Below are 23496 nucleotides of genomic sequence, written 5' to 3' on the forward strand. Positions count from 1 at the left end.
TGAAAACTGTTTGTTTATCAGATAAAAAACAAAAATAACCATTTAATCCTAACATCACAATGGCGCGCCTGTTTATTTTATTACTGCTCCCCCTGCAAGTTTTAAATGCACAGTTTGTTGATGATTTTTCCGATGGAGATTTTACTTCCAACCCCGAATGGACGGGTTTAATACCCTGGTTCAGAATTGACCCACAAAGGGAATCACTCCAACTCAACGCTCCTGCCGAACCCGGTTCGGCATGGCTTTTCACCCGCTCTGCTGCCATGGAAGAAGCTTCCTGGCAATTCAATTTTCGATTGGGGTTTAATCCTTCATCTGCCAACTTTGCGGAAGTTTTTCTGGCTTCCGACTCCAACAATCCTGAAAACATCAGTACTGCCTACTACCTTGTCATTGGCACCACAGCCGACAACATTTCACTTTGGGAAAGGCGCGGAGGCAAAAACACCCGACTGATAGAGGGACAACACAAACGCATTGATTTTAATCTGGTTGAGGCAGACATTAGGGTTACACGCAAAAAAGGCGGGGAGTTCATTCTTGAAGTAAAATTAGAGGATGATTGGATTGAGGAAGGACGAGCTTCTGAATCGCGCGGATTCAGTTCAGAATGGTTTGGTGTTGCTTGCCACTATACAGCCACGCGCAGCACACTCTTTTGGTTCGACGATTTTGTTGTTACCGGAGACCCTTTCAGAGACACCATCCCTTTAATTGTGGAGGATTTTAAAGCCATTAACAGATATTTATTTGAAATCTCTTTTAATAAACCTATAGAGAACCTCAATTATTCGCTGCAAAATTTTGTTGCCCGCCCGGGCAACAAAACCCCTGAAAAGGTTACACCGGGAGCTCTCCCGAATGCTCTCAATCTTCATTTCCCAAGCGGGATTCCGGTTAATGCGGAATCAAGCCTGCAAATCACATCCATTTCAGACATGAATGATAACATCCTCAGCGACACCACCATATTTTACGATTACAAACCAGCCGCGATTCAGTCGTTTATGATGCTGAGTCCAAAACAGGCAAAACTTTGCGTCAGCAAACCTCTTCAATCTGATTTACAGGCGATTTATTTTGACTGGCTAAACTCCGGCCCGGCATTGCAGAGTATGGTTCCGGATGGCAACAATTGCCTGTTGCTTACTTTTTCAGAAGCTCTCCCCGATGGCGATGCATTGGAAATTTACGTGAATAATCTGCTATCGGTAAATGGTGATACCGTGGATTCCGGCCCGTTCACCTTAGTCTATTATCTCACCAAACGTAACGACATTGTCGTTACCGAAATAATGAACAACCCCTCCCCGGTTGTTCATTTACCCGATTCAGAGTACATTGAACTGTTTAACAGGGGGGATTTTCCCATAGAACTTAATGATTTCAGGCTCACTGTTGGTTCTCGAATAGCCAGACTTTCTTCAAGGCTCATTTTTCCCGGTGAATATCTGCTGCTTGTTCCTTCAACACGAGTGCAACTTTGGGAGAACATCTCAAACAAAATGGCGGTTACAAGCTGGCCTCTTTTACCCGTAACAGGGGGACAAATTATCCTTACCGACAAATACAACCGTGTTATTACGTCGGTTGAATACAGCAGAGATATGGGAGAGGCGGGATTTAAACAAAACGGGGGTTGGTCGCTGGAAGTCAAAGACCCCGATAACCTCTCATTTGGCTACGGAAATTGGGCTTTCTCTGTCAACCCGGACGGAGGGACACCGGGCGTAGAGAATTCCATCAACCAAAAACTGGCTGATGACGCCATACCGGAAATTACAGGCCTTTATCTCTTGTCCGATTCCTGTATAGCCATAGAGTATTCAAAACCCATGGAGCCGAACCATCTCATTACACCAGAGAACCTGCTGTTTACCCCATCCATGTTGCCGGATTTTGATTCTGTTTATCAGGAGCCGCTGTTTTTGAGGGAAACACACATCTGTTTAACAGATAAAATTCCTGCACAGCAGGAATTTGAAGCCGTTTTCTATGATGCGCCATTCGATTTATCAGGTAACCCATTGCATTCATCTTCCAAAGTTCGATTTGGGTTACCGGTTGGTGCCACTGAACAGGACATTGTCATCAACGAATTGCTATACGACCCGCCTACAGGTGGCGAAGACTTTGTAGAACTTTACAATCGCTCAGATAAGATCATTGACATCAGCTCTTTGTACTTAGCAAGGGATAATGCCGATGGCATTCCCGACAGGCTAATAAGACTTGTGAGTCAGCGGAGGCCATTTTTTCCGGATGAATACCTGGTCTTCACATCTGATAAACAGTGGCTGGTAAATTACTACCAGGTAAAGAACCCTTTAAATATCCGGGAGGTCAGTAATCTTCCAAACTATGTGAACGATGGCGGCATTGTTTTTCTGACCAATGTACAAGGCGAATCCATTGACCGGTTTGATTATCACCCGCGACTCCATTTCGCGCTTCTCTCTTCAACCAAAGGCGTATCATTGGAAAGAATTAACACGGAACTACCAACCAACGACGCATCCAACTGGCATTCGGCGTCGGCAAATGAAGACTATGCCACTCCAGGGCGAAAGAACTCTCAGGCTGTCACTCAAATGGGAAATGCTCCAAAAAGCCGCATTACCCTTGAACCGGAAATATTCATCCCCAATCAAAATGGGATGGATGATTATCTGCTGATTCATTATGCTTTCGCTGAACCGGGTTACACCTGCAACGTAACCATTTATAACCGTGCAGGACAACCCGTGCGCCATCTGATTAACAACCAACTTGCAGGCACCAACGGGTTTTACAAATGGGATGGAACCAATGACAATGGCCGTTTATGCAACACCGGGATTTACATTGTTGCCATTCGTTACTTTAACCTGCAAGGCAAGGTTAGAGAGGAGAAAAAAGTGGTGGTTTTAGGAGCGGGGAGATAGCAGCACTAAAAAACCACCAGGTTTTTTAGAACTATTGGTGTACAAAAAAAGTTCGTTCCCCGAACAATATGGATAATCAATCAAAACTTCAACAACAAAATATTTTTTATGTAGGATATTTTTAAAAAAAAATGTAAAATTTGCTATCAAGACAGAAGCACCACAAAATGTCCAACTAGACCAAAACAAATCCAGAACGCTATGAATTTTTTTTTAAGTAATTTCATTAGTATTACTCTTGCATGTATTGTTGCAACAATATTAATTAAAAAGTTTTTCAAGAAAACTGCCTTTATAAAAGTTGGGCTTATTTGGCTTTTCAACTTGCTTTTTTTAATGTTTACCGTTGGTTTAAGATATAAGTTTTTTGAATACAACACCCCGATAAACTTAAGTATAACCGCCATTAACATTATTGTTAGCTCGCTTTGTTTTTACTATGCAGCAATAGCCTTAGTTCGCCCATTGGCTGATGCAATAAATAAATTGAACCAGTTGGTGGAGGGAAATCTTGATGTTGATACTAATTTCAAAAACATGACCGACAAAAACGATCTTGGAGTTTTATTAATCTCAATAAACAAACTTAAGATTAGCCTAACAGAAATTATTGCAAATGTTAACCTCAAGTCTGATCATCTGGCAATTTCGGGAAAAGCTTTAAACTCTATATCACAGCAGATGTCGCACGGAGCCAATGAACAAGCTTCCAGCGCAGAGGAAGCAAGCAGCTCTATGCAAGAGATGGTAGCTAACATACACCAGAATACAGAAAATGCACAACACACACACTCCATTTCAGAAAAAGTTCAAAACGGCATTAAGGAGGTAAACACTGCATCGCGAAGAAACCTTGAATTAATACGCGCCATTAACGATAAAATAAGAGTTGTTAATGACATTGCTTTTCAAACAAACATTCTCGCACTTAATGCATCTGTAGAAGCTGCTCGAGCCGGTGAACATGGAAAAGGATTTTCTGTGGTTGCGCAGGAGGTACGAAAACTCGCCGAGTTGAGTAAAACTGCCGCCGACCAAATTGTTAGTATGACCACAGAAACACTGAAATCAACTGAGGGTTCTGCTAAAGAGATGGAAACTTTATTTTCAGAAATTGAAAAAACCGGTGTTTTAGTACAAGAAATTGCCGCTGCCAGTATGGAACAGCAAATTGGAGCCGATCAAATAAACACATCCTTTCAACATTTTAATCACGTTACTCAGCAAAATGCTGCTGCCAGTGAAGAGATGGCCTCTAGCGCCGAAGAACTAAGCAACCACGCCCGAGAGCTAAAAGAGATAATATCTTTCTTTAGGCTAGAGACAAATTTAAAGCCTCAGCAAAGTATTAACCCGAAATCCGTTACTCTTTCTCCCAAAAAAACAAAAATAAATGAGGTTCAACCTTTGAAGCATGAGATTTCTATTGAAGACTTTAAAGTAAACGATTTAGTTGATGTTAGAGAATACGAGAAATTCTAAAAAAATATTGAAGCATATAGCAACAAAGGGCAATGCCCTTTGTTGTTGATTGCGCCTCTTTGGAGCGATACAGAATTCACTTTTGAGCGAATGGATATTTCCTATGCAATCCTTAAATCTTTTGAATCATATCTATCTTAATCAGTCAAAGCAGAATTAGATATCCTTAATAAGTTCAGTTATCAGTTTGGTCATTTTAGGTTCAGCTTCTGCTGCAACTTGCTGAACTTCCTCGTGACTGATTTCAACAATTTTACCGGGAACTCCCAGGTCTGTGATGATAGAGAAACCAAAACAGGTCATTCCCATGTGCCGGGCAACAATCACTTCAGGCACAGTAGACATCCCAACGGTATCACCTCCAATGGCTCTGAAATATTTATACTCCGCAGGCGTTTCGAATGTGGGGCCTGAAGTTCCTACGTAAACTCCCTGCTTTACCCGGATGCCGGCATCTGCGGCAATTTTTTTTGCTTTTTCTATCAACTCAAGACTGTAAGGCTGGCTCATATCGGGGAAACGGGGGCCAAGCTCATCTATGTTTTTACCCAGCAGCGGATTAACTCCAAACAGGTTGATGTGGTCGTCAATAATCATGATTTCACCCAGTTCAAACTCCGGATTCATACCACCGCTTGCATTTGATACTATCAGGTGAGTTATGCCAATGAGTTTCATCACTCTGATGGGGAAAGTTACCTCCTGCATGGAGTATCCTTCGTAGTAATGAAAACGTCCCTGCATAGCCAGAACGGGAACGTCTTTAATGGTTCCAAAAATCAAGCGACCCTGATGCCCTTCCACCGTGGAAACCGGAAAATTAGGTATTTCTGCATAGGGGATGCTCTTTTCCACCTTGATTTCCTTAACCAGGCCACCCAATCCTGTTCCTAAAATAATCGCAATGCGAGGGTTTAGGGATTGTAAGTTACTGAGGTATTCTGCCGTCTCTTTAATTTTTTCCAACATAATCTTTAATTTTTTTATCGAATATAACTTGTTCACCAAATAAAAACTCTAATTCAATAGGAATGTACCATATTCTGGATTTCATCTGCTCACTTACATGTTTATTTGAGTCCAGCCTGATGGCATCCTTTTCGGTGGTTAATATCAGAGGTTCGGGCATCCCTTCTTTCCTCCCCTTTTCTTCAATATTCAGAATGTCCTGTTTTGAAAAATCATGGTGGTCGGGAAATCTGATGGTCGAAACAGAAACCCCGAACTCGCGAGCCATTTTAAAAAATGGCTCAGGATTTCCAATTCCCGCAATGGCTATCAAAGGCATGTTTGTCTCATCTAAAATCTTCTGAAAAGATTTATCCTGTGCATTGTTCTTCAGCAAAGGTTCCGGATTCTTATAAACAACAGAGGTGAAAAAAACCTGTTGCGAATCACTTTTTTTAAGCTTTTTGCGAATGGCGTCTGCTTCATCTAAAGAGAGATTGCTTGGTACTTTGTTAACCACAATCAAATTGGCTCTTTTAATTCCGCTTAACGGCTCCCTGAGATTCCCTGCCGGAAAACAAAAATCCTTCCACATGGGGCGATGATAATCCATAACCAGTATGGAAAATCCGGGTTTTACGTAACGATGCTGATAGGCATCGTCCAATACCACTACCTCAGGAGGTTCTTTTTTACTGAGCAACAATTCCATTCCTGCCTGACGCTTTTCTGCCACCACCACAGTAAGGTCTTTAAATTTACTTTGCATTTGCATGGGCTCATCTCCAATGGTCATATAATCTGAAGAATCATCAGCAAGAAAAACCCCACGGGTTTTTCTTCCGTAACCTCTGCTCAGCATGGCACAACGCTGGTTGGGCAACAGCAAACGGATTACATGTTCGGTTAATGGCGTTTTTCCGGTTCCTCCCACTGTAATATTTCCAACGGAAATAACCGGCAACTTGTAACTTTTGGATGATAAAATTCCTTTGTCGAACATGAAATTGCGTGTATGCATTACAAATGCATACAACCACGAAAAGGGAAGCAACAATTTTCGCAAAGACTTCATGCCACAATTCTAAATTAAAAAAAGGCACAAAAACCAGAACTGAATCATGGCTTTTGTGCCAAATTATGTTTTCCTTTTCAGGATTTTTTTAGTTTACGCTTATCTCATAAGGAATACGTGCCTGCACCGGATAGGCCGTTTTCAAATCCTGAATGGTTTGAAATATCTGGTATTCCTCACCAAAAAAGATTCTTCCAACACGGGCTCTGGCATCTCCGCCTAATCCCTTCATAATTTGTTCAATTGGCGATAAAACTTCGGGTAGTTCAACCACACGATAGGTTTCTATTTCGGCCATACGGGCAGCCACTGCCACGGCATCACTCACGCCTCCAAGCTTGTCCACCAAATCCAGCCCCAATGCATTTTCACCACTCCAAACCCGACCTTCTCCAACTATGTTGATGGCATCGGTTGTGGTGTCGCGACCATCGGCGCACCGTTGTAAAAACACGTTATAAAAACGTTCGATATATGCCTGCATCAGTTCTTTTTCTTCTCGTGTAAAAGGACGGTCGAGAGAAGGCATGTCGGCAAATGTGTTGGTTTTAACACGGTCGGTAGTAATTCCCATTTTGCGTAACAACTCCTGGGTGTTTGGAATCAGACCAAAGACGCCGATGCTTCCGGTCAGCGTTGTAGGATGTGCAATAATGGTATCGGCGGCACATGCGATGTAGTAACCTCCTGATGCTGCCAAATCTCCCATGGATACCACCACCGGTTTTACCTCCTGAGCCAGTTTAACTTCCCTCCAGATGATTTCAGAACCAAGTCCTGAACCACCGGGTGAATTAATTCTAAGTACAATGGCTTTGATGGTGCTGTCGCGCCGTGCCTGACGAATGGTTCGTGAAAGTTTCTCTGAATTAATGCCGCCTGATGTCCCATCAATTTCACCTATGGCGTAGACAACCGCAATTTTATTTTTCTCCAAGCCCTTACGTTTTCCCGGAAGATAAACGTCTGCGTATTTCATTACACCAATGGCGTTCAGATCTTTCTCTTCTTCTATTCCGGTTAATTTTTTAAGCTCACTAAGCACCTCATCCTTGTATTTGAATCCGTCAATTAATCCGGAGGATATCAGCAAAGTATCCTCTCTAAAAGTCGGAAAAAGCTCCGCTGTTGCGCGAACCGATTCAACGTCCAGATTGCGGGATTGTGCTATCTGAGATGTGATGTGACCCCACATGGAATTAAGATAAGTCTCAGTCTGAAGCCTTGCCTCATCGCTCATTGACTCCAATATGAATGGCTCCACGGCCGATTTGAACTCTCCATGTTTAAACACCTGCATTTCAACTCCCAGCTTTTCTAAAGTACCTTTAAAAAAGGTGTATGCAGAACTTAGTCCTTTAAACTCAAGCATTCCTGTTGGGTTGAGATAAACCCGATCTGCAGCGGATGCAAGGTAATATGCTCTTTGTGAATAAATAGGCGCATAGCTGTGAACGAATTTTCCCGATTCACGAAAATCAATCAAGGCATTACGAATCTCCTCAATAGAAGCGTATCCGGTAGATATCATTCCGGCTTCCATATAAATACCCCTGATGCGATCATCCTCTTTGGCCTTCTTTATAGAAGCCAATATTTGGTTGAGGCCTTTGGGCGATTTTTGTCCGGACAACTGAGAAAGCATCATTTCAAACGGATCACTGGTTGTTCTCTCCACAACGGGTCCATTTAAATCGAGCACCAAAATGGAATCATCTTTAACGGTGACGTCCTTGGATGCCGTTGATGCAAGAATTGTGATAAACATGACAATTCCAACAATAAAGAAAAAGGCTGAAACCATGGATCCCAGCACTACGGCGAGAAAATACTTAAAAAACTTGTTCATAATTTACTTTTTGTCAGAGTTAATACCTTAAGTAATGACAGTATTTTAATAATATCAAATATTCAGGCTCCATTTGCTAAAAAGGCCAAAACTATAGACTTCGGTACGATTCCATGCAATTATTTGAAAACTCAGAAGCGCATGATACATATTAAATAATAATGTTTGGCTAATTTATAAAAATTAATGATGAGGCATGTCTCAATTATTCAATTAATTTTGTGAGATTAATCATTTCAGTTCATTAGATAAATGTCGAATCATAGAGCCATTCTTCTATTAGGTGGAAATAAAGCAGATACCCGGGGACTTATAACACAAGCTTTAAAACAGATTCAGAATCTCGCCGGAGAGATCATTTGTCTCTCCTTTGGTTATGAGAGTCCGTCTTGGGGGTTTCAGTCCAACCACCATTTCACCAATTTAGTGATAGAAATATCTACATCCAAAAATCCAGAAGAGCTTCTGATCACAACTCAACAAATTGAGAAAAGCCTTGGCCGAATTCGACAATCCGGCAGAGGTTACGCCGACAGGGGGATTGATATCGACATCCTTTTTTTTGACGATGTTTCAATAACATCCCCCACACTGACAATCCCACACCCCAGGCTTCATTTACGAAGGTTCACTCTAATTCCACTATGCGAACATTGGGGAGAGTTAATCCATCCCATTTTCAAAAAAACAATGAACGAGCTACTAAGCGAGTGTCCTGACGATGGAATCTGTAAAAAAACAGATTACAGTTTTGAACCATAAGCCAAATCCCCGGCATCACCCAAACCCGGAATAATGTATGATTTAGCATTCAGCTCTTCATCCACAACCCCAAGCCACAATGTAACGGGCTCTCCTGCCAGCATGTTTCTGACATAATCAACACCTGCCTGGCTGGCAATAATGCTTACTATGTGTATGTGCGCTGGCTTTCCGTTCTTTTGTAATGCTTTATAAGACAATTCAATGGATGAGCCTGTGGCGAGCATGGGGTCTGTCAGTATCAAAACCTTGTTGTTCAAATCGGGAGCAGAAATATATTCAATATGAATATCAAATTCTCCATCCTCTGTATACTTGCGATAGGCCGATATAAAAGCATTCTCTGCCCGATCAAAATAATTCAGCAATCCGTTATGCATAGGTATTCCGGCTCTTAAAATTGAAGCCAGTACAATCTCCTCTTCATGTAAAAATTCTGTGGCCACACCAAGAGGGGTCTTTACCTCCTGTTCTTTAAAAGTAAATGTTTTGCTTATTTCATAAGCAAAAATTTCGCCGATGCGTTCAAGGTTTCGTCTGAACCTTAAAGGATCTTTTTGTATGTGAATATCCCGAAGTTCAGCAATATAACGGTTTAGGATGGTAGGTGGATGATTGATGTGTTTAATTTCCATAATGCTTTTTTGTTTTCAGAAGTTGGCCGGACTCACAGTCACATAAATTTAAGAAAAAATCGCAATAAAAAGTGCTCATACGCAAAATATGGTTCGCTTTTACTCCCAAATCCCTTATAGAACCTTGCCACGTTTCTGTTCTCAGAACCTTCAAAATCCAATTTCAGATTACTCTGGGCGAATTTCCGAATCACCTCATCCATCAATAAGAACATGCTTTTCTTTTGAAACCCTTCTGCTGAGGATGCACCGGATAAGAATGTAACTGAATGATTAGTTTTAACAAAAAAACCGACTGCAAACAGATCTCCTTCCCTGCTACATACAGTTTCAATGAATGCTTTTCCTGTATCGATGGATTTAGTTACAATCCTTTTAATTGTTTCGCGATAACCCTTCTCAAACGGATAGTTGGAGTTTTTAAATAGAAAGTCGAGAAACTCATTCACCGTAATTTGTGGGCCTCCAGACATCTGATCTTCTCTTAATGCCTGTTTAATATTTCTTTTGCAGTTGGATTTGTAAAGACTATAAAGATCGGTATAATCATGCCTGAGATATAAAATGTAATTATCTTTTTTCTTCTTCAGGAATTTCACCGGAATATCCTCACAACCGGGATGTGAATTCATGGTAAGAAGTAATGCCGGAATGGCTTTATATATCAATCCTATCTGCTCTTTGGACAATTCGGATTTCCGAAACAGACCCAATTGTTGACAATAGGGAGGTTGCATAACATACCGAATTCCCATTTTCGTCTTTATATAAAGCGGTAATACCGCTTTATAGTCCCCTAAAATAATGGCAGACCAATCCGGAGCAACCAAATCAAGATACCAACTGTAACCATACACCAATGGATTTTGAGAATTGCTTATACAATCGTCCCATTTTTGGCGGTTGATTTCTTGATTTTTAAGATAATAAGGTTGTTCCGTCATAAAATAAAATGATTAAACACCACATTCCCCGTTACAATGTCGCATTACATGCGACCTTCATCGGCGAAGCTAAAATAACCATTATCTGTAACAATAACATGATCTAAAACGGGAATGTCAAGAATTTTCCCGGCATCGTAAAGTTTTGCGGTGATGTTTTTGTCGGCCTCGCTTGGTTGAATGTTTCCTGAAGGATGATTGTGACAAAGGATAATAGAGGCAGCGCGGGTTTCCAGAGCTTTCTTCATGATCAAACGAACATCAATAACGGTTCCGGTAAGGCCGCCTTTGCTTAAATGATATCGATGAATGACTTTATTTGAACGACTCAACATTAAAACCCAAAACTCTTCATGAGGCAAATCGCCAATGACCGGTTGCATCAACCTGTAAACATCCGAACTTGATTTGATGGAGGGATATTCCGGAACTTCATGAAGCAATCGTCTACGGCCTAATTCCATAGCCGCAACAATGGTAATGGCCTTTGCTTCGCCAACACCGTGGAAGTTGTTTTTTAACTGTTCGATGTCGGCTTTGCCAAGTTCTTTGAGGTTGTTTTGAAATCCGGCCATGATTTTTCTCGCCAATTCTACTGCCGACTCTTTTGTGCTTCCAGAGCCGATAAGTATGGCGATGAGTTCGGCATCGGAAAGGGATGCCATTCCCTTTTGAAGAAGCTTCTCTCTGGGGCGATCCTCTGCCGCCAATTGTTTAATGCCTAGTTTTGGGTATTGGGTCATGAATCTTTTTTGTACGGAAACTACAAAAAGATTTCGATAAAGTAAAGCAAAAAAACCTCTTCGCGTTGCGAAGAGGTTTCAGCAGTCCCTAGGGGAATCGAACCCCTGTTTCCAGAATGAAAATCTGGCGTCCTAACCCCTAGACGAAGGGACCGTATTTAATCTTTATGAAAGATTATTAATGTGCAGTGCAAGGCTTGACTTTAAGTTTGAAGCCTTGTTCTTATGAATGATATTCTTTTTTGCCAGTTTATCAATCATAGAAACCACCTTGGGATAAAGAGCAGTTGCTGCTTCTTTATCTGTTGCATGACGCAAAGACTTAATTGCATTACGGGTAGTTTTTGCATAATACTTGTTATGCTCTTTTTTCGCCGCGTCTTGTCTTGCTCTCTTCTTTGCTGACTGATGATTTGCCATCTTAGTATAAATATAAGTTCTTAATTCCGTTTTAGCAGTCCCTAGGGGAATCGAACCCCTGTTTCCAGAATGAAAATCTGGCGTCCTAACCCCTAGACGAAGGGACCGTGATATTTGCAATGAATTTTTCTTTCATTTGCGGATGCAAAGATATACCAATTTTATATTCTTCCAAATATCTATATTGAAAAAAATGCTAAAAGATTAAATTCTAATTTTGAAATTGATCAAAAGAGGGTTGGTCTTCTGTGTAAACACTGATAAGATCAGGCATTGCAGTATTATGTCTGGGCGCCTATTCATTTAATTTGTCAGCCACTCTTTCAACCCGTTTCAGTTCGGAACGAACTGAAGAGATGGTGTCGTAATAGGCTCCGGTTACTTCATCTACTGTAAGTCTGGAGGCTTCCATCTTTTGAAACGATTTCTGAAGCATTTCCATGGTATTGGTGATTTTTGACGCATGCCGTCTGGTCTCTTCAGAGAAATTTATGATCTCACCGGAGATTACCCGAAAGCCGTTACTTTTCACCATGCTGCCATTAGTCCCAACAAAATTGGATGCTTCAATCGAAGCATTCAACCCTAAAATTTTAACCTGGTAAGAGATGTCATTAATAAATTTGATAACCTGTCCGGAGTCCTCCAAAAGCTTGCCTGCATCTATAATGCTTTCCATCATGGCTGCAGTTTGAGCCTTCATCTGCGTCTCTTTTTGAGAAAGGCTGCTTATGCGTGTGGAAAGATTATGTATGGCATCCACCAACTCATCGCCGGCTTCTCTTCTTCTTGATATATCGGAATCAATTGCCGCTAGATATGTCACTTCGTGATTGTCATTGTAAATGGGTGTGAGTGAAGTGTGGGTCCACAATCTCTCTCCGTCTCTTGTAATATTAAGCGCTTCATATGTGACAGGTTCCCCCAATTTTGTACATTTATACAAGCGCTCTTCAATTTCATTGCTAAAACTGGTTTGTCGAATATTACTTCCCAGTGTATTTATGAACTCCTCATAAGTATATCCATACATTCGGGTAAAACCATCATTAACCCACTCTATATTTCCATCCGGGTCCATAATCATTATGGCATTTTCGGTTTGTCGGGCTACAATGGAGAGGCGCTCCATCTCTTTTGAAACTCCGTTTGAAGATATTCTGGAAGTGCGTTTATTTTCATTTAAGATAGAAATTGTCTCTTCATATTTATGGGATATGTCCTTAAGCTTCTTTCTTTCAAATAAAAACAGAAACCAACCTGCGAAAAATAAAACCAATAATAGGGCTAACACACCAATCAACATAAAATACCTGTTTGTAATTAATATTTCGCAAATATAATCATTTTGATGTTTTTTCAGGCATTTTATCGCAATACAATAATTCTAAAGGTGGTTTTTAGTTACGTTTATTAATTTTGCATTTAAATTAAAATTTTACCAATAAATATTTCTGATGCCAAAACTGATTGTTTTATCAAAAAAAAGCTGCCCATGAGGACAGCTTTTTAATTCGAGATTTTGGATTGCTTCAAAATTATTTCTTATCGCATCCTGATTTCTTTTCTTTGCATTCAGCTTTTTTCTCTTTACACTCAGCTTTCTTTTCTTTATCGCACTCCTTTTTGGCCTCACATTGTTCTTTTTTCTCGGCTTCTTGTGGTGCTGTATTTGCGAAAACTGGGGCTGCCATTGCAAAAGTAAAAGCAAACATGCATGCTAAAGCGATTCTTCTTTTCATAATTTTATTCTTTTAGTGATTAACTTTAATATCAACACAAATTTAGAATCTTTCCAGATTAAAGCAAGTTACATTGCTGTTAAAGGCCGTTAATGTAATGTTAACGTTGCTATTATGGATATTCTTTTGGCTAAATTTGCCGTAAATACCAGACATAGAGAAAGCAGATCACATTAAGATTTATATATTTAACCTACCTGCTAAACAGGGAGTCTTTTTATATAACATTTCATGAAACGAGTCCCGAATCCTCGGGACTCGTTCTCACGAGGACTCGGGAACCAATAAAAACAAATTAGAGCCACATGAATAGAAACAAAGCAGAATTCGACAAACAAACCATTCTGGCTGTTATTACCTTCTCCCTTCTGACCTTCCTGATAATAATTCAGGTAAGTTGGATATATCGGGCGGCGCTGTTAGAGGAACAAAACTTCAATCATCGTGTGGCAATGGCATTAAAATATGCCAAAATTGAATTGGGCAACAGGGCTCCATATTGTGAAGAGATGACCAATTTCCTTTGCGGTAGAGGACACGAAGAAAAAAAACATGTAAAAAAGTATTGGGAAGTTGACAGCATCATACGTTCAAGTCTGAATGCGCATAAAATTGAACTTCCGTTTACATTTGAACTTACAGATACTCTATTACATTACAGCAAAGGACGCTTATTTACCCCGCCATCATACACTCAGAATCTAAACGGATTAACTGATCAAAGCGGATTCCAGATTAAAGTTGAATTTCCTACCCGAAATCAATTCCTGATAGGACAGATAATGAGTCAATTGGGACTCTCCATTATTTTTATCCTTTTTGTGATGTATGCTTTTCTGGTATCCAGAAATCTTTACAAGCGGGAAAAAGCTCTGTTGTTGCGAACAACAGACTTTATTAACAACATGGTTCATGAGTTTCAAACCCCCATTGCCAATGTTCGTTTTGCCACTAATCTTATTAAAAAACAAAAAGATATATCAGTAAAAACCAATGAGTATTCTGAAGTAATTCTGGAAGAAACTAAGCGGCTTCAGCATCATGTTGAAGAAATCTTGCGTGTAGGATGCTCAGAGCACAATGATTGCGACCTTGATGACCTGGATATGCATGAGTTGATAGAAAACGTGATACAATCATTCAAGGTAAGGCTTACACATTCAAATGCTACCATCAGATTTAATCCAGATGCTGAAAACGCTCTCATTAAGGGAGAATACGGACCTGTATCGCTCATCATTTCAAACCTGATAGACAATGCTCTGAAATATGTTGCAAAGAAGCCAATCATTGAAATCAATACCACCAATAAGGATTCCAATTTAATTATAAAGATTACTGACAACGGTATTGGAATAAAAAAAGAAGACCAACAACAGGTTTTTGAAAAGTTCTACAGAGTTTCCACAGGAAATGTGCACAATGTTAAAGGATTTGGAATGGGTCTTACCTATGCAAAGAAAGTAACTGATGACTGTGGTGGCAACATTGAACTGGAAAGTAACCCTGGAAAAGGGAGTGTTTTCACCTTAACATTTCCTGTAATCCGACTTTAATTTTTTTTGCCATATGCTGTCTTTATACAAAATATTTGATAAATTTCACGAAGCAGCAGAGGAAAATCATAGATTTAACTTTTGATTCGCACCATATAAATATGCACCACATGACCAATCAGAAAAAAATACTGATCATTGAGGACGATGCCAACATGGGCTTTCTATTGAAAGAATTTCTAACCACTTCAGGTTTTCTGGTTGAACTGGCAACAGATGGGGATGCTGGATTGAACGCTTTTCTTAAAAACGGTGCTGATTTTTGCATCATTGATGTAATGCTTCCCGGTATAGATGGGTTCACTTTAATGGAGCGAATCAGAAAGGAAGACCCGGAAATTCCTGTGATTTTTCTAACAGCTAGATCTATGAAGCAGGACAAACTTAAAGGATTTAACCTGGGCGGAGACGATTACATTACCAAACCGTTCGATGAAGATGAACTACTTTGCCGCATCAATGCCATCCTTAATCGTTATCAGAAAAATGATTCCACAGAAAGCGAGCCGGAAATCAGCTGTAATATAGGAAAATACCTCTTTGAAACACAAAACCAGGCACTAATCTTTGAAAATGAGATTCAAAGGTTAACATACAGAGAGTGTGATGTGTTGCGAATGCTGTGCTCTAACAAAAACAACATCGTTCGTCGCAGCGATTTACTCAATGCGTATTGGGGTAGAGATGACTACTTTAACGGGCGTAGTCTGGATGTTTTTATTACACGATTGAGAAAACGTCTTGCAAACGACCCCAATGTATCAATAGAGAACATCCCTAAGGTAGGGTATGTTCTTAAAGATTAGTTGATATACAAAGAGACCCCGAATGAAAGATTCCATATTTTATCAATGGTAACATACTTCGTTCGAATGAATTCGAGGATGTAATTATCCAAAGTGCTCATTTCGGTATATAAACCAACCGCATTAAAGAAACCATCGCCTGACATGTTAATTTTCCATTCGCCTCCAAAAAATGGCGCCACATGAATCCGGTTCTGGAAATAGTAGTTACTCGGATAATGAGCAGGCAGTCTGTGAAAAGTATTATTGGTAAATCCCAGATTTACCGAAAAACCGGCTTTGGGGGTTATATCTCCGAGCAAACCCGGTCGAAAGAGTTTCCAGCTGTTTTTAAGGGATATGGTATGAACAGTAACTGAACTCCCCCCAAAGTGCTCCGTTAACAATCCATAAAACAATGTTGGTTCATAACGATCTGTAATTTCATAACCTGCTCCAATCGACATAAATCCAATTAAACCGGCATACTGAAGTTTTAAATGATCTGGGATATACCAGCCTTTCCTTATCAGAATAGTATCGTACTGAACTGCAGGTTTTTCTTCTATTGATATACCTTGTCTGTATTGGTCTCCTGTCGATTGAGAAAATCCAATTTTTGTAATCAACAACAATGCAATCAACAAAATATGCTTAGTGGCTGTATTATATCTCATTCTGTTTTTTCAATGTTTAAACAAGAAACTCCTTAGTAATCCTCTCTTCCCGGATAGAAGCCATCCTCTTCCACATGAAGAAAAAATATTTCCCCTTTTTGACTGCTTGAAACTACAAGATAAGGAGGGCCGGTATCATAAGGCTGTTTATATCTGTAGTTGTGTGTATGTCCGTGAATCGACAAATCAACATTGTATTTATCCATTAACATGTTGAAGTAATATTCATTCCCGGTGTTGAATTGATCGCTCCATGGTGGTATATGAGAAAAGACAAAGCGGTAACGATAATCCTGTCCCTCCTCTAGAACTGATTCTAACCAGTCAAAATCGGGGTCTTCCACGTTCTTTTCCCAAATAACATTGTCGAAAAACACAAGCAGGCAGTCGTTGTATACCATGGTGAAATTCAAAGGCCCAAACATCTCCTGATACATGTACTCCCCGTTTGATAAATAATCATGATTGCCGATGATGGTAATCATCGGGTGATTTAACTTGGCCGTTATATCCCTGAACCAGATAAATTCCCGATAAATACCGCTGAGAGTGATGTCGCCCAGATGAACCACAAAATCAATATCATCATGTTTATTGAGCTGCCTAATCTGCTTTTCATAATAATCGTAATAGGTGTGACTATCGCCCACCAATCCCAATTTGAAAGGACGAAACTCCGACTGACTAAATTCAGAAATTTGTTCCATCGCCTTGATATTTAAATCTTCATCAGGTGATTTTACCCCGGCTTTATATGGACTGTACTCTATGATTTCATTACAGCCACCAATTAGAAAAAGCAAAACGGCAGAGAAATGAACCTTATTTTTAAAGAGCCGCATAACAAAAGAATTTAGATTCATTATATATTATTCTTAAATCATTGGTTTGATTGTAAAAGGATTGTGATAGGAAAATGTTGTGCAAAGTTAGAAAAATTAAGGTGATTACATCTTATTTTTTTCTAAACACGAGAGCAACAACCTTTACTAATGGCCTTTTTAACATACCATCTTTCATCGAATCATTAAAAAAATAAAAAAATATAGGTATTTTCACGACCGAAAAATTTAAACGCATCTAAAACAAGATTTCGATGAGTACACAAAAAAGCTCTACCGGTTGGATAGTTACTTTCGCCGCCACAGGGATCAACCTAATTCTTGGATTGCTATACTCCTGGAGTGTGATTGCCGCCGAACTGATTGAAAAGTGGGACTGGACCAACACTCAGGCTGCTTTGCCTTATACTGTTTGTGTCGCGCTTCTTTCGTTCATGACCATTTTTGGAGGGCGCTTGCAGGACAAGTATGGACCTCGCATCATCGCTCTGATTGGAGGCTCCCTGTTTGGCCTGGGAATTCTCCTATCCGCTTTTGCAACTACGCCAGCTCTCATGGTTGGTACATTTGGTATCATAAGCGGTGTGGGGATGGGTTTTGGGTATGCCAGTGCCACTCCTTCTGCAATAAAATGGTTTGAACCGCGCAAAAAAGGTCTTATTGCTGGTATTGTTGTTGCCGGAATTGGTCTCTCATCGGTTTATATGGCTCCATTGGCCACTCGTCTTTTAAGACTCTATTCAATTGAAAGTACATTTGTAATTCTTGGTATCATTGCAATTGTAGCCCTGGTTTCGTTTGCACTCATATTGAAAAATCCCCCGGCAGGTTTTGTTCCCAAAGCTAAGGCCGGACGTCCGGTAGTAGCTAACGCTGAAGACATGCCATGGAACCAAATGGTAAAGACTCCGGCTTTTGCGCTTCTTTGGTTGACCTATTTACTTAGTGCAACTGCGGGGTTGATGCTGATTGGACACATTGTAAGAATAGTGAGGGTTCAGACTGACTCAACCGAAGGATTTTACATTGTCATGGTTATGGCCATATTTAACACCCTTGGACGTGTCATTGGCGGATATCTTTCTGACAGCATGGGAAGAACCACCGCGCTTCTGATTGTTTTCCTTATTCAGGCCGGAGTGATGTTCTCATTCTCGTTCCTGGACACTATTTTCTTAATCGGTGCAGGGATTGCCGTTGCCGGTCTGGCTTACGGAGCTCTCTTTTCGTTGTACCCTGCAACCACTGCCGACTTCTTCGGGCTTAAAAACCTTGGTGTAAATTATGGCCTGATTTTCACCAGCTGGGGTGTGGCAGGTATTATAGGACCCATTTTGGCCGGACGTGTGGTTGATTTAACAGGAACCTATACATGGTCTTACATTGTTGCCGGTTCTATGTTATTGCTGGGAGCACTTTTGATTAAGTTTGTTAAAGCTCCAGCTGCGAAATAAGATATTGAACATAAAAACAAACATAAAAAGCTGCCTAAGAGCAGCTTTTTATGTTTATAGTCTTTTTAAATCCAGGTGAAATTATTAACCTCGCAAGAATTTTCCGGAAATATAACGTGATTAAAGTTAGCAGTCGCCCACTGAAAAATTAGAGCGCTTTTCGCCTAAACGTTCTACCTTTATATATTTGCAAAAAAAATATCAATATGGGCAATAGAGATAAAAAACAAAGAAGCAAAGGCTCTGCCGGAAACAACAGGAAATCAGGTGAAGATTTTCTATTGCAAAATGCTCAAAAGCCGGGCGTAATTGAAACCGCAAGCGGACTCCAATACATGGTTGTTGAGGAAACCACTGGTGATAAGCCTGATGAATTCAGCAACGTGGAAATACATCAGCGGGCACTGCTTCTGAACGGCACCCTTTTGGAAGATACGTACAGAACAAATCAAACTTCAACGGTACCCCTGAACGAATTAATTGAGGGGCTTCAGGAAGGACTACAGTTAATGGCCGCTGGAAGTCGTTATAAATTCTGGGTTCCTTACGATCTGGCATGGGGAAAAAAGGGTACAGGCAATAAGATTCCCCCATACGCGGTTCTTCATTTCGATATCAGGTTGGTAAGCATTGGATGACGTACAGCATTTCTTCAGAAAGTCTATTTGTGGCAATATTTCGACATTTAATACCTGCTGAATCGTCATACATCGAAAATAAATAGATTTTATTATCATTTTCAAGTTTCTTTGTAGTTCTTGTAATTGCAATCCAAATACTTATAAACATGTCAAACAGTTTATCTCCTACAACCCCCGGGCAAAGAATTGAAATTCTGGATACTTTGCGGGGTTTTGCCATCTTTGGCATTCTGATGGTCAACATGCTCTGGATGAACGCGCCGGTTGGTTACGCATTTCTTGGCGAGTCCTATTGGACCAGTGCTTCTGATAAGATTGGTGAATTTTTGATCTATTTCCTTTTTGATGGAAAATTCTATGTGCTGTTCTCCATGTTGTTTGGATATGGCTTCTGGCTGTTTTTACAAAAGCCCTCTTCGGAAGGCAAATCAGTCGTTCCCACATTCGTTTGGAGACTGACAATTCTGATTGCTTTTGGTGCATTACATGTCCTGCTATTGTGGCCGGGCGATATTCTATTCTTTTACGGAATATTTGGTCTGATATTGATCCTTTTTAGGAAGAAAAAAGACAAATCGCTTATAAAATGGGCCATTGGAATTTTGCTCTTTCCCATAATTCTCACCACGCTTCTCTCTCTGTTTATGTTCCTCGGAATGCAGGATCCGGCATCAAAGGAAGCGATCGAAAGTGCCATGGCACAGCAAAAATCGGAAACATTGGCACTTGTACAACAAGCATTACAGACCTATGCAAACGGAAGCTTCTCAGAGATAGTTCAAATAAGATTAAAAGAATACAGCCTGATTTTGCCAGGAGTTTTCTTCTTCTACCCCAATGTTCTGGCCATGTTCCTTGTGGGACAATATGCCGCCCGTAAAAGGTTATTAGTAAACACCCATGAAAATAAGGGATTCTTTAAAAAAGGTCTATTGTTGGGAATTGCCATTGGTCTTCCTGTATCGCTGGTGTATGCATGGCTGTCGTTGACAATCCCTGCCGATGAGATGTCTGCAGCAGCTGTTCTTGTTCTTATTTTAAGAGGATTTGGGAGTCCTCTCCTTACCATTGGTTATGTGTCAGGAATAGTCCTTATGATTCATTCGGGAGTATTTGAGAAACTGACGAAAGGATTTGCCTATGTTGGAAGAATGGCCTTGTCAAATTATTTAATGCACAGCATTATTGCTGCATTTCTGTTTCACAGCTATGGATTGGGATTGTTCGGGAAAGTAAATATCTGGCAGGGAATTGCCCTCACCTTTATCATTATTGCGGTTCAGATTCCTTTGAGCAAATTTTGGTTAGAGAGATTTAATTTTGGGCCATTTGAGTGGTTATGGAGAACTCTAACATATAGGAAATGGCAATCCTTTAAAAAAGAGTAATCATATAACATAACAGGTCATAAGTTTGATATAGCGGGATTAGACAAACACAACCCATTAATAATAAACATAGGGGATTACGTATGGGTTATCATGTGGCTGATTATCTATTAAAAAAAGCTTAACGAATAGTTAATTACAAAAAAGCAATAAAAAAGCACCCGGAAAGGTGCTTTTTTATTGCTTTTTTACTTTTTGCTAATACGCTATTCTCTGATTACTCTATAAGTTTCGAAAATTAATCCATCTGAAAGTTTTATCAGATATATGCCTGAAGGCAAATGGCTCATTGATATATTAGTAGGGTTGGCTTCAATCTTTTGCGAATAAACCATGTGACCAGTCACGTTGAAAATAGTCACTTCCAGTTTACTATTGTTTTGATTTTCTATGACCAGCAGATCATTAACAATTGAAGGATAAATCTTCGTTGATAAGAAATCCTGCTTTATGGATGTCGACTGGCTCTGCGTGACAACTGTTACAGTCCATTCAATAAAAGTCTCTCCATCTTCGGCTGTAACGGTATAGACTACAGAGCCCTCTGAGAAATCTGTTGGGACTTCCACTGCGGGACTAACAGTGGCTCCAAATGGAAGATGATATATGTAAGGAATCAGAGTGCTTAAATCGGCATCATCACTGACCACTATTTTAATGGTATGGTTGTCTTCATCTACTTCCGGATGGCCAATGGTTTCATCTATGAAAAACGTTCCCATGCTGGCATCCGTATTAAGAGGCTTATCTGCAATCACTGTCCACTCATTTACAACCGTACCACTCTCTGAGGTAACTGTGATGGTCACAGGACCAGACGAGAAGTTCCAGAATGTGCGCATGGGAGAGTATGTTCCATTTTCCGAAACTTCGATGGTTAATTGCAAAGAAGAGATATCCTGACTGGCCGGAACTGAAAATGTGACGCTCTTTGTTTCCAGATCAATGATGGTTTCACCCACTTGTGATGGAGTCGTAAGTGTCACAATATTTGCTTCACTGTTTTTTGGTGGCGTAAAACGAGCCTCAAATCTCAAATCCTGAGATGTGTGCAGAAAAATATCATTATCCCTGCGATCCAATGCGCCCCCTCCTGTATAATTGTTTCCACCACCTGATTCTATTTTGGCATCTTGTCTGAACAGAACATAATAGGTTTGATCTTTTTCAAGTTCCGGATAGTCGAAAAAATAGCGTGTATATAAAAAATCATCACTATTCATGGAGATGCTCTCCGCAATAAGAATTCCACCTGTACCATTATCCAACTCTTCTATGTTTGAAGGGAGTTCTGAATACAAGTAAAGTTTCTCTGGATATGCAGATGAGGCAAATACGAAACTAAAGTGTTCCAGAAAAACTGTATTGTCATCTCCTACATCGCCTGTTCCGGAACCTTGAACCTGAGGGGTAAAACTCTGACCTCTCATGTTATCCCAACTCATTCCGGTAACGTTTTGTCTGATGGTAAATGTTTGTGCAGTAATGGCTACGGAAGCCAGAAGGCTTAAACTCAGAAGTAAAAATCTTTTCATAAGTGTGGATTAGAGTTAATAAATCGTTGTTAAACAGTACAAATATAGCAATGTATTAGAATGTTCAAAACCCGCCTGTTTCTCTCCGGTTTATTGTCATAACTATTTTATAGTGATTCTTGTCATGTTTTTTATAAGATTCCATAAAAAAATGTATTTTAGTAGGATAAAAATTCAAAGCCAATTTTTTGAGTAAATATTCTAAAAATTTACGCTGATGGAAATCCTAATCTTATTATTGCTCTTTTTGCTATTTGATGTCATCCTGCTGATTTATTTTTCAAAAAAATATAAAACTAAACCGTGGCATTTAAGGAAAATTCTCAAATCATGGAATAAGGAGTATGGCGGAGCATAACGTTGATATTTTATAACTAGCAGAGTCACTACAACTTGTAATTTTCTATCCAATTGTACCTTAAATCCTAAAAACTATGTCCGCAGGATTAATCGCTTTGATCATTTTTTTATTGGTTGACGCCCTTTTGTTGGTTTATTACTTTCAGCAGAAAAGGAAGAAGAAATAATCTGAAAATGAGACACTATCTACATGTCCAACAAAACAACACCAATTTTTATGAAAAAATTTTTTCTCATTCTATCAATAATATTCCCTATTCTGTCTATAGTTACAATTGTTCTTGGGATTTTTCACTTCAAAAATCCACACATAATAAACTTAGGGATACTGTTTATTGTCGTATACCCAATCTTTTATATTCTTGGTAAAAAAAAGGTTGAGAATCAATACTGTCCTAAATAATCTTCAGTAGGATTTATTGCTCTTTAAAAATAGTAGTTTTAGCCAGAAACATCTACAATTTCAGAATAAAACCCCCTGTATGTATTTTTGAACTGGTTCAGGAGGTTCATCAAAGGGTTTATCCAACCACTTTTGCAAGTCAATTTTCACAAACATATTCAACCTGATAAACGCAACTAAATTTGACAACCTCCAGCCATATTGGGCTAATGCTTTTAAGTATTTTAGGACAAGTATAGTTATCAAAGCAGTCCATATTTGTATCATTACAGCATTTTCGCTAGTTCCGATGAAAGATTTAATATGAAGGAGTTGCTTTATCTCCCTG

At 39.8% G+C, this 23496-nt stretch carries 20 protein-coding genes, 2 tRNA genes and 1 pseudogene; 8 read left to right on the forward strand and 15 right to left on the reverse strand.

Annotated features, from left to right (window positions below):
• Window positions 1-59 precede the first annotated feature (59 nt).
• Both B5X70_RS12490 and B5X70_RS12495 read left to right on the forward strand, forming a co-directional pair.
• Window positions 60-2927, forward strand: coding sequence for a lamin tail domain-containing protein (locus tag B5X70_RS12490; RefSeq protein WP_079558240.1), 2868 nt, complete (start codon window positions 60-62; stop codon window positions 2925-2927).
• Between the two features lie 201 nt (window positions 2928-3128).
• Window positions 3129-4409 carry a methyl-accepting chemotaxis protein gene (locus B5X70_RS12495; protein ID WP_079558241.1) on the forward strand — a complete coding sequence of 427 codons (1281 nt, stop codon included), beginning with the start codon at window positions 3129-3131 and terminating at the stop codon, window positions 4407-4409.
• Window positions 4410-4565: 156 nt separating this feature from the next.
• Here the strand turns inward: B5X70_RS12495 and B5X70_RS12500 are convergent, their stop codons facing one another.
• The 3 genes from B5X70_RS12500 to sppA all read right to left on the reverse strand — a co-directional run bounded on the left by B5X70_RS12500 (window position 4566) and on the right by sppA (window position 8281).
• A complete protein-coding gene (locus B5X70_RS12500) occupies window positions 4566-5378 on the reverse strand; it encodes a purine-nucleoside phosphorylase (RefSeq protein ID WP_079558242.1) in 813 nt (270 codons plus the stop codon).
• On the reverse strand, window positions 5362-6432 hold the full coding sequence (gene lpxK, locus B5X70_RS12505; RefSeq protein ID WP_079558243.1) for a tetraacyldisaccharide 4'-kinase: 1071 nt from the start codon (window positions 6430-6432) through the stop codon (window positions 5362-5364). Before lpxK ends, B5X70_RS12500 begins: the two co-directional genes overlap by 17 nt.
• An 88-nt stretch (window positions 6433-6520) precedes the next feature.
• Window positions 6521-8281, reverse strand: a complete 1761-nt coding sequence (gene sppA, locus B5X70_RS12510; protein WP_079558244.1) for a signal peptide peptidase SppA — start codon at window positions 8279-8281, stop codon at window positions 6521-6523.
• Window positions 8282-8533: 252 nt separating this feature from the next.
• On the opposite strand from sppA, the gene folK reads away from it, so the two are divergent.
• Window positions 8534-9043: a 2-amino-4-hydroxy-6-hydroxymethyldihydropteridine diphosphokinase gene (gene folK / locus B5X70_RS12515; RefSeq protein WP_079558245.1), complete on the forward strand. Its 510-nt coding sequence runs from the start codon at window positions 8534-8536 to the stop codon at window positions 9041-9043.
• Here folK and upp read toward each other — a convergent pair.
• The 8 genes from upp to B5X70_RS12555 all read right to left on the reverse strand — a co-directional run bounded on the left by upp (window position 9025) and on the right by B5X70_RS12555 (window position 13527).
• The gene (gene upp / locus B5X70_RS12520) at window positions 9025-9678 is read right to left on the reverse strand and encodes a uracil phosphoribosyltransferase (RefSeq protein ID WP_079558246.1); all 654 of its coding nucleotides are present in this window, start codon (window positions 9676-9678) and stop codon (window positions 9025-9027) included. The genes folK and upp overlap by 19 nt on opposite strands.
• 38 nt (window positions 9679-9716) lie before the next feature.
• Window positions 9717-10622 (reverse strand): hypothetical protein, encoded by a 906-nt coding sequence (locus B5X70_RS12525; protein ID WP_079558247.1) that lies wholly within the window; start codon window positions 10620-10622, stop codon window positions 9717-9719.
• Between the two features lie 44 nt (window positions 10623-10666).
• The gene (gene radC / locus B5X70_RS12530) at window positions 10667-11365 is read right to left on the reverse strand and encodes a RadC family protein (RefSeq protein ID WP_079558248.1); all 699 of its coding nucleotides are present in this window, start codon (window positions 11363-11365) and stop codon (window positions 10667-10669) included.
• A gap of 82 nt (window positions 11366-11447) precedes the next feature.
• Window positions 11448-11519, reverse strand: a tRNA-Glu gene (locus B5X70_RS12535).
• An 11-nt stretch (window positions 11520-11530) separates the two neighbouring features.
• A complete protein-coding gene (gene rpsT, locus B5X70_RS12540) occupies window positions 11531-11785 on the reverse strand; it encodes a 30S ribosomal protein S20 (protein WP_079558249.1) in 255 nt (84 codons plus the stop codon).
• A 35-nt stretch (window positions 11786-11820) separates the two neighbouring features.
• Window positions 11821-11892: transfer RNA gene (locus tag B5X70_RS12545), tRNA-Glu, on the reverse strand.
• 188 nt (window positions 11893-12080) lie between these two features.
• On the reverse strand, window positions 12081-13091 hold the full coding sequence (locus B5X70_RS12550; protein ID WP_079558250.1) for a methyl-accepting chemotaxis protein: 1011 nt from the start codon (window positions 13089-13091) through the stop codon (window positions 12081-12083).
• A 232-nt stretch (window positions 13092-13323) separates the two neighbouring features.
• Window positions 13324-13527, reverse strand: coding sequence for a hypothetical protein (locus B5X70_RS12555; protein WP_079558251.1), 204 nt, complete (start codon window positions 13525-13527; stop codon window positions 13324-13326).
• A 305-nt stretch (window positions 13528-13832) separates the two neighbouring features.
• On the opposite strand from B5X70_RS12555, the gene B5X70_RS12560 reads away from it, so the two are divergent.
• Window positions 13833-15083 (forward strand): sensor histidine kinase, encoded by a 1251-nt coding sequence (locus B5X70_RS12560; RefSeq protein WP_079558252.1) that lies wholly within the window; start codon window positions 13833-13835, stop codon window positions 15081-15083.
• A 110-nt stretch (window positions 15084-15193) separates the two neighbouring features.
• On the forward strand, window positions 15194-15889 hold the full coding sequence (locus tag B5X70_RS12565; protein ID WP_079558253.1) for a response regulator transcription factor: 696 nt from the start codon (window positions 15194-15196) through the stop codon (window positions 15887-15889).
• Here the strand turns inward: B5X70_RS12565 and B5X70_RS12570 are convergent.
• Together B5X70_RS12570 and B5X70_RS12575 are read right to left on the reverse strand one after the other, a co-directional pair.
• On the reverse strand, window positions 15886-16545 hold the full coding sequence (locus tag B5X70_RS12570; protein ID WP_232468440.1) for a hypothetical protein: 660 nt from the start codon (window positions 16543-16545) through the stop codon (window positions 15886-15888). The two genes, B5X70_RS12565 and B5X70_RS12570, sit on opposite strands and share 4 nt — an antisense overlap.
• 32 nt (window positions 16546-16577) lie before the next feature.
• Entirely contained in the window at window positions 16578-17387 is an 810-nt protein-coding gene (locus tag B5X70_RS12575) for a metallophosphoesterase family protein (protein ID WP_079558267.1), read from the reverse strand.
• 254 nt (window positions 17388-17641) lie between these two features.
• Here B5X70_RS12575 and B5X70_RS12580 point away from each other — a divergent pair, with 254 nt between their 5' ends.
• The 3 genes from B5X70_RS12580 to B5X70_RS12590 all read left to right on the forward strand — a co-directional run bounded on the left by B5X70_RS12580 (window position 17642) and on the right by B5X70_RS12590 (window position 20870).
• Window positions 17642-18841 carry an L-lactate MFS transporter gene (locus tag B5X70_RS12580; RefSeq protein WP_079558254.1) on the forward strand — a complete coding sequence of 400 codons (1200 nt, stop codon included), beginning with the start codon at window positions 17642-17644 and terminating at the stop codon, window positions 18839-18841.
• A gap of 206 nt (window positions 18842-19047) precedes the next feature.
• On the forward strand, window positions 19048-19479 hold the full coding sequence (locus B5X70_RS12585; RefSeq protein WP_079558255.1) for an FKBP-type peptidyl-prolyl cis-trans isomerase: 432 nt from the start codon (window positions 19048-19050) through the stop codon (window positions 19477-19479).
• 149 nt (window positions 19480-19628) lie between these two features.
• Window positions 19629-20870: a DUF418 domain-containing protein gene (locus tag B5X70_RS12590; RefSeq protein ID WP_079558256.1), complete on the forward strand. Its 1242-nt coding sequence runs from the start codon at window positions 19629-19631 to the stop codon at window positions 20868-20870.
• Window positions 20871-21076: 206 nt separating this feature from the next.
• On the opposite strand, the gene B5X70_RS12595 is transcribed toward B5X70_RS12590, so the two are convergent.
• The gene (locus B5X70_RS12595) at window positions 21077-22405 is read right to left on the reverse strand and encodes a T9SS type A sorting domain-containing protein (protein WP_079558257.1); all 1329 of its coding nucleotides are present in this window, start codon (window positions 22403-22405) and stop codon (window positions 21077-21079) included.
• Between the two features lie 823 nt (window positions 22406-23228).
• A pseudogene (locus tag B5X70_RS18355) lies at window positions 23229-23496 on the reverse strand (hypothetical protein); the annotation flags it as partial.

It is taken from the genome of Alkalitalea saponilacus, from assembly GCF_900168165.1.
GTDB classification, from domain to species: domain Bacteria; phylum Bacteroidota; class Bacteroidia; order Bacteroidales; family Marinilabiliaceae; genus Natronoflexus; species Natronoflexus saponilacus.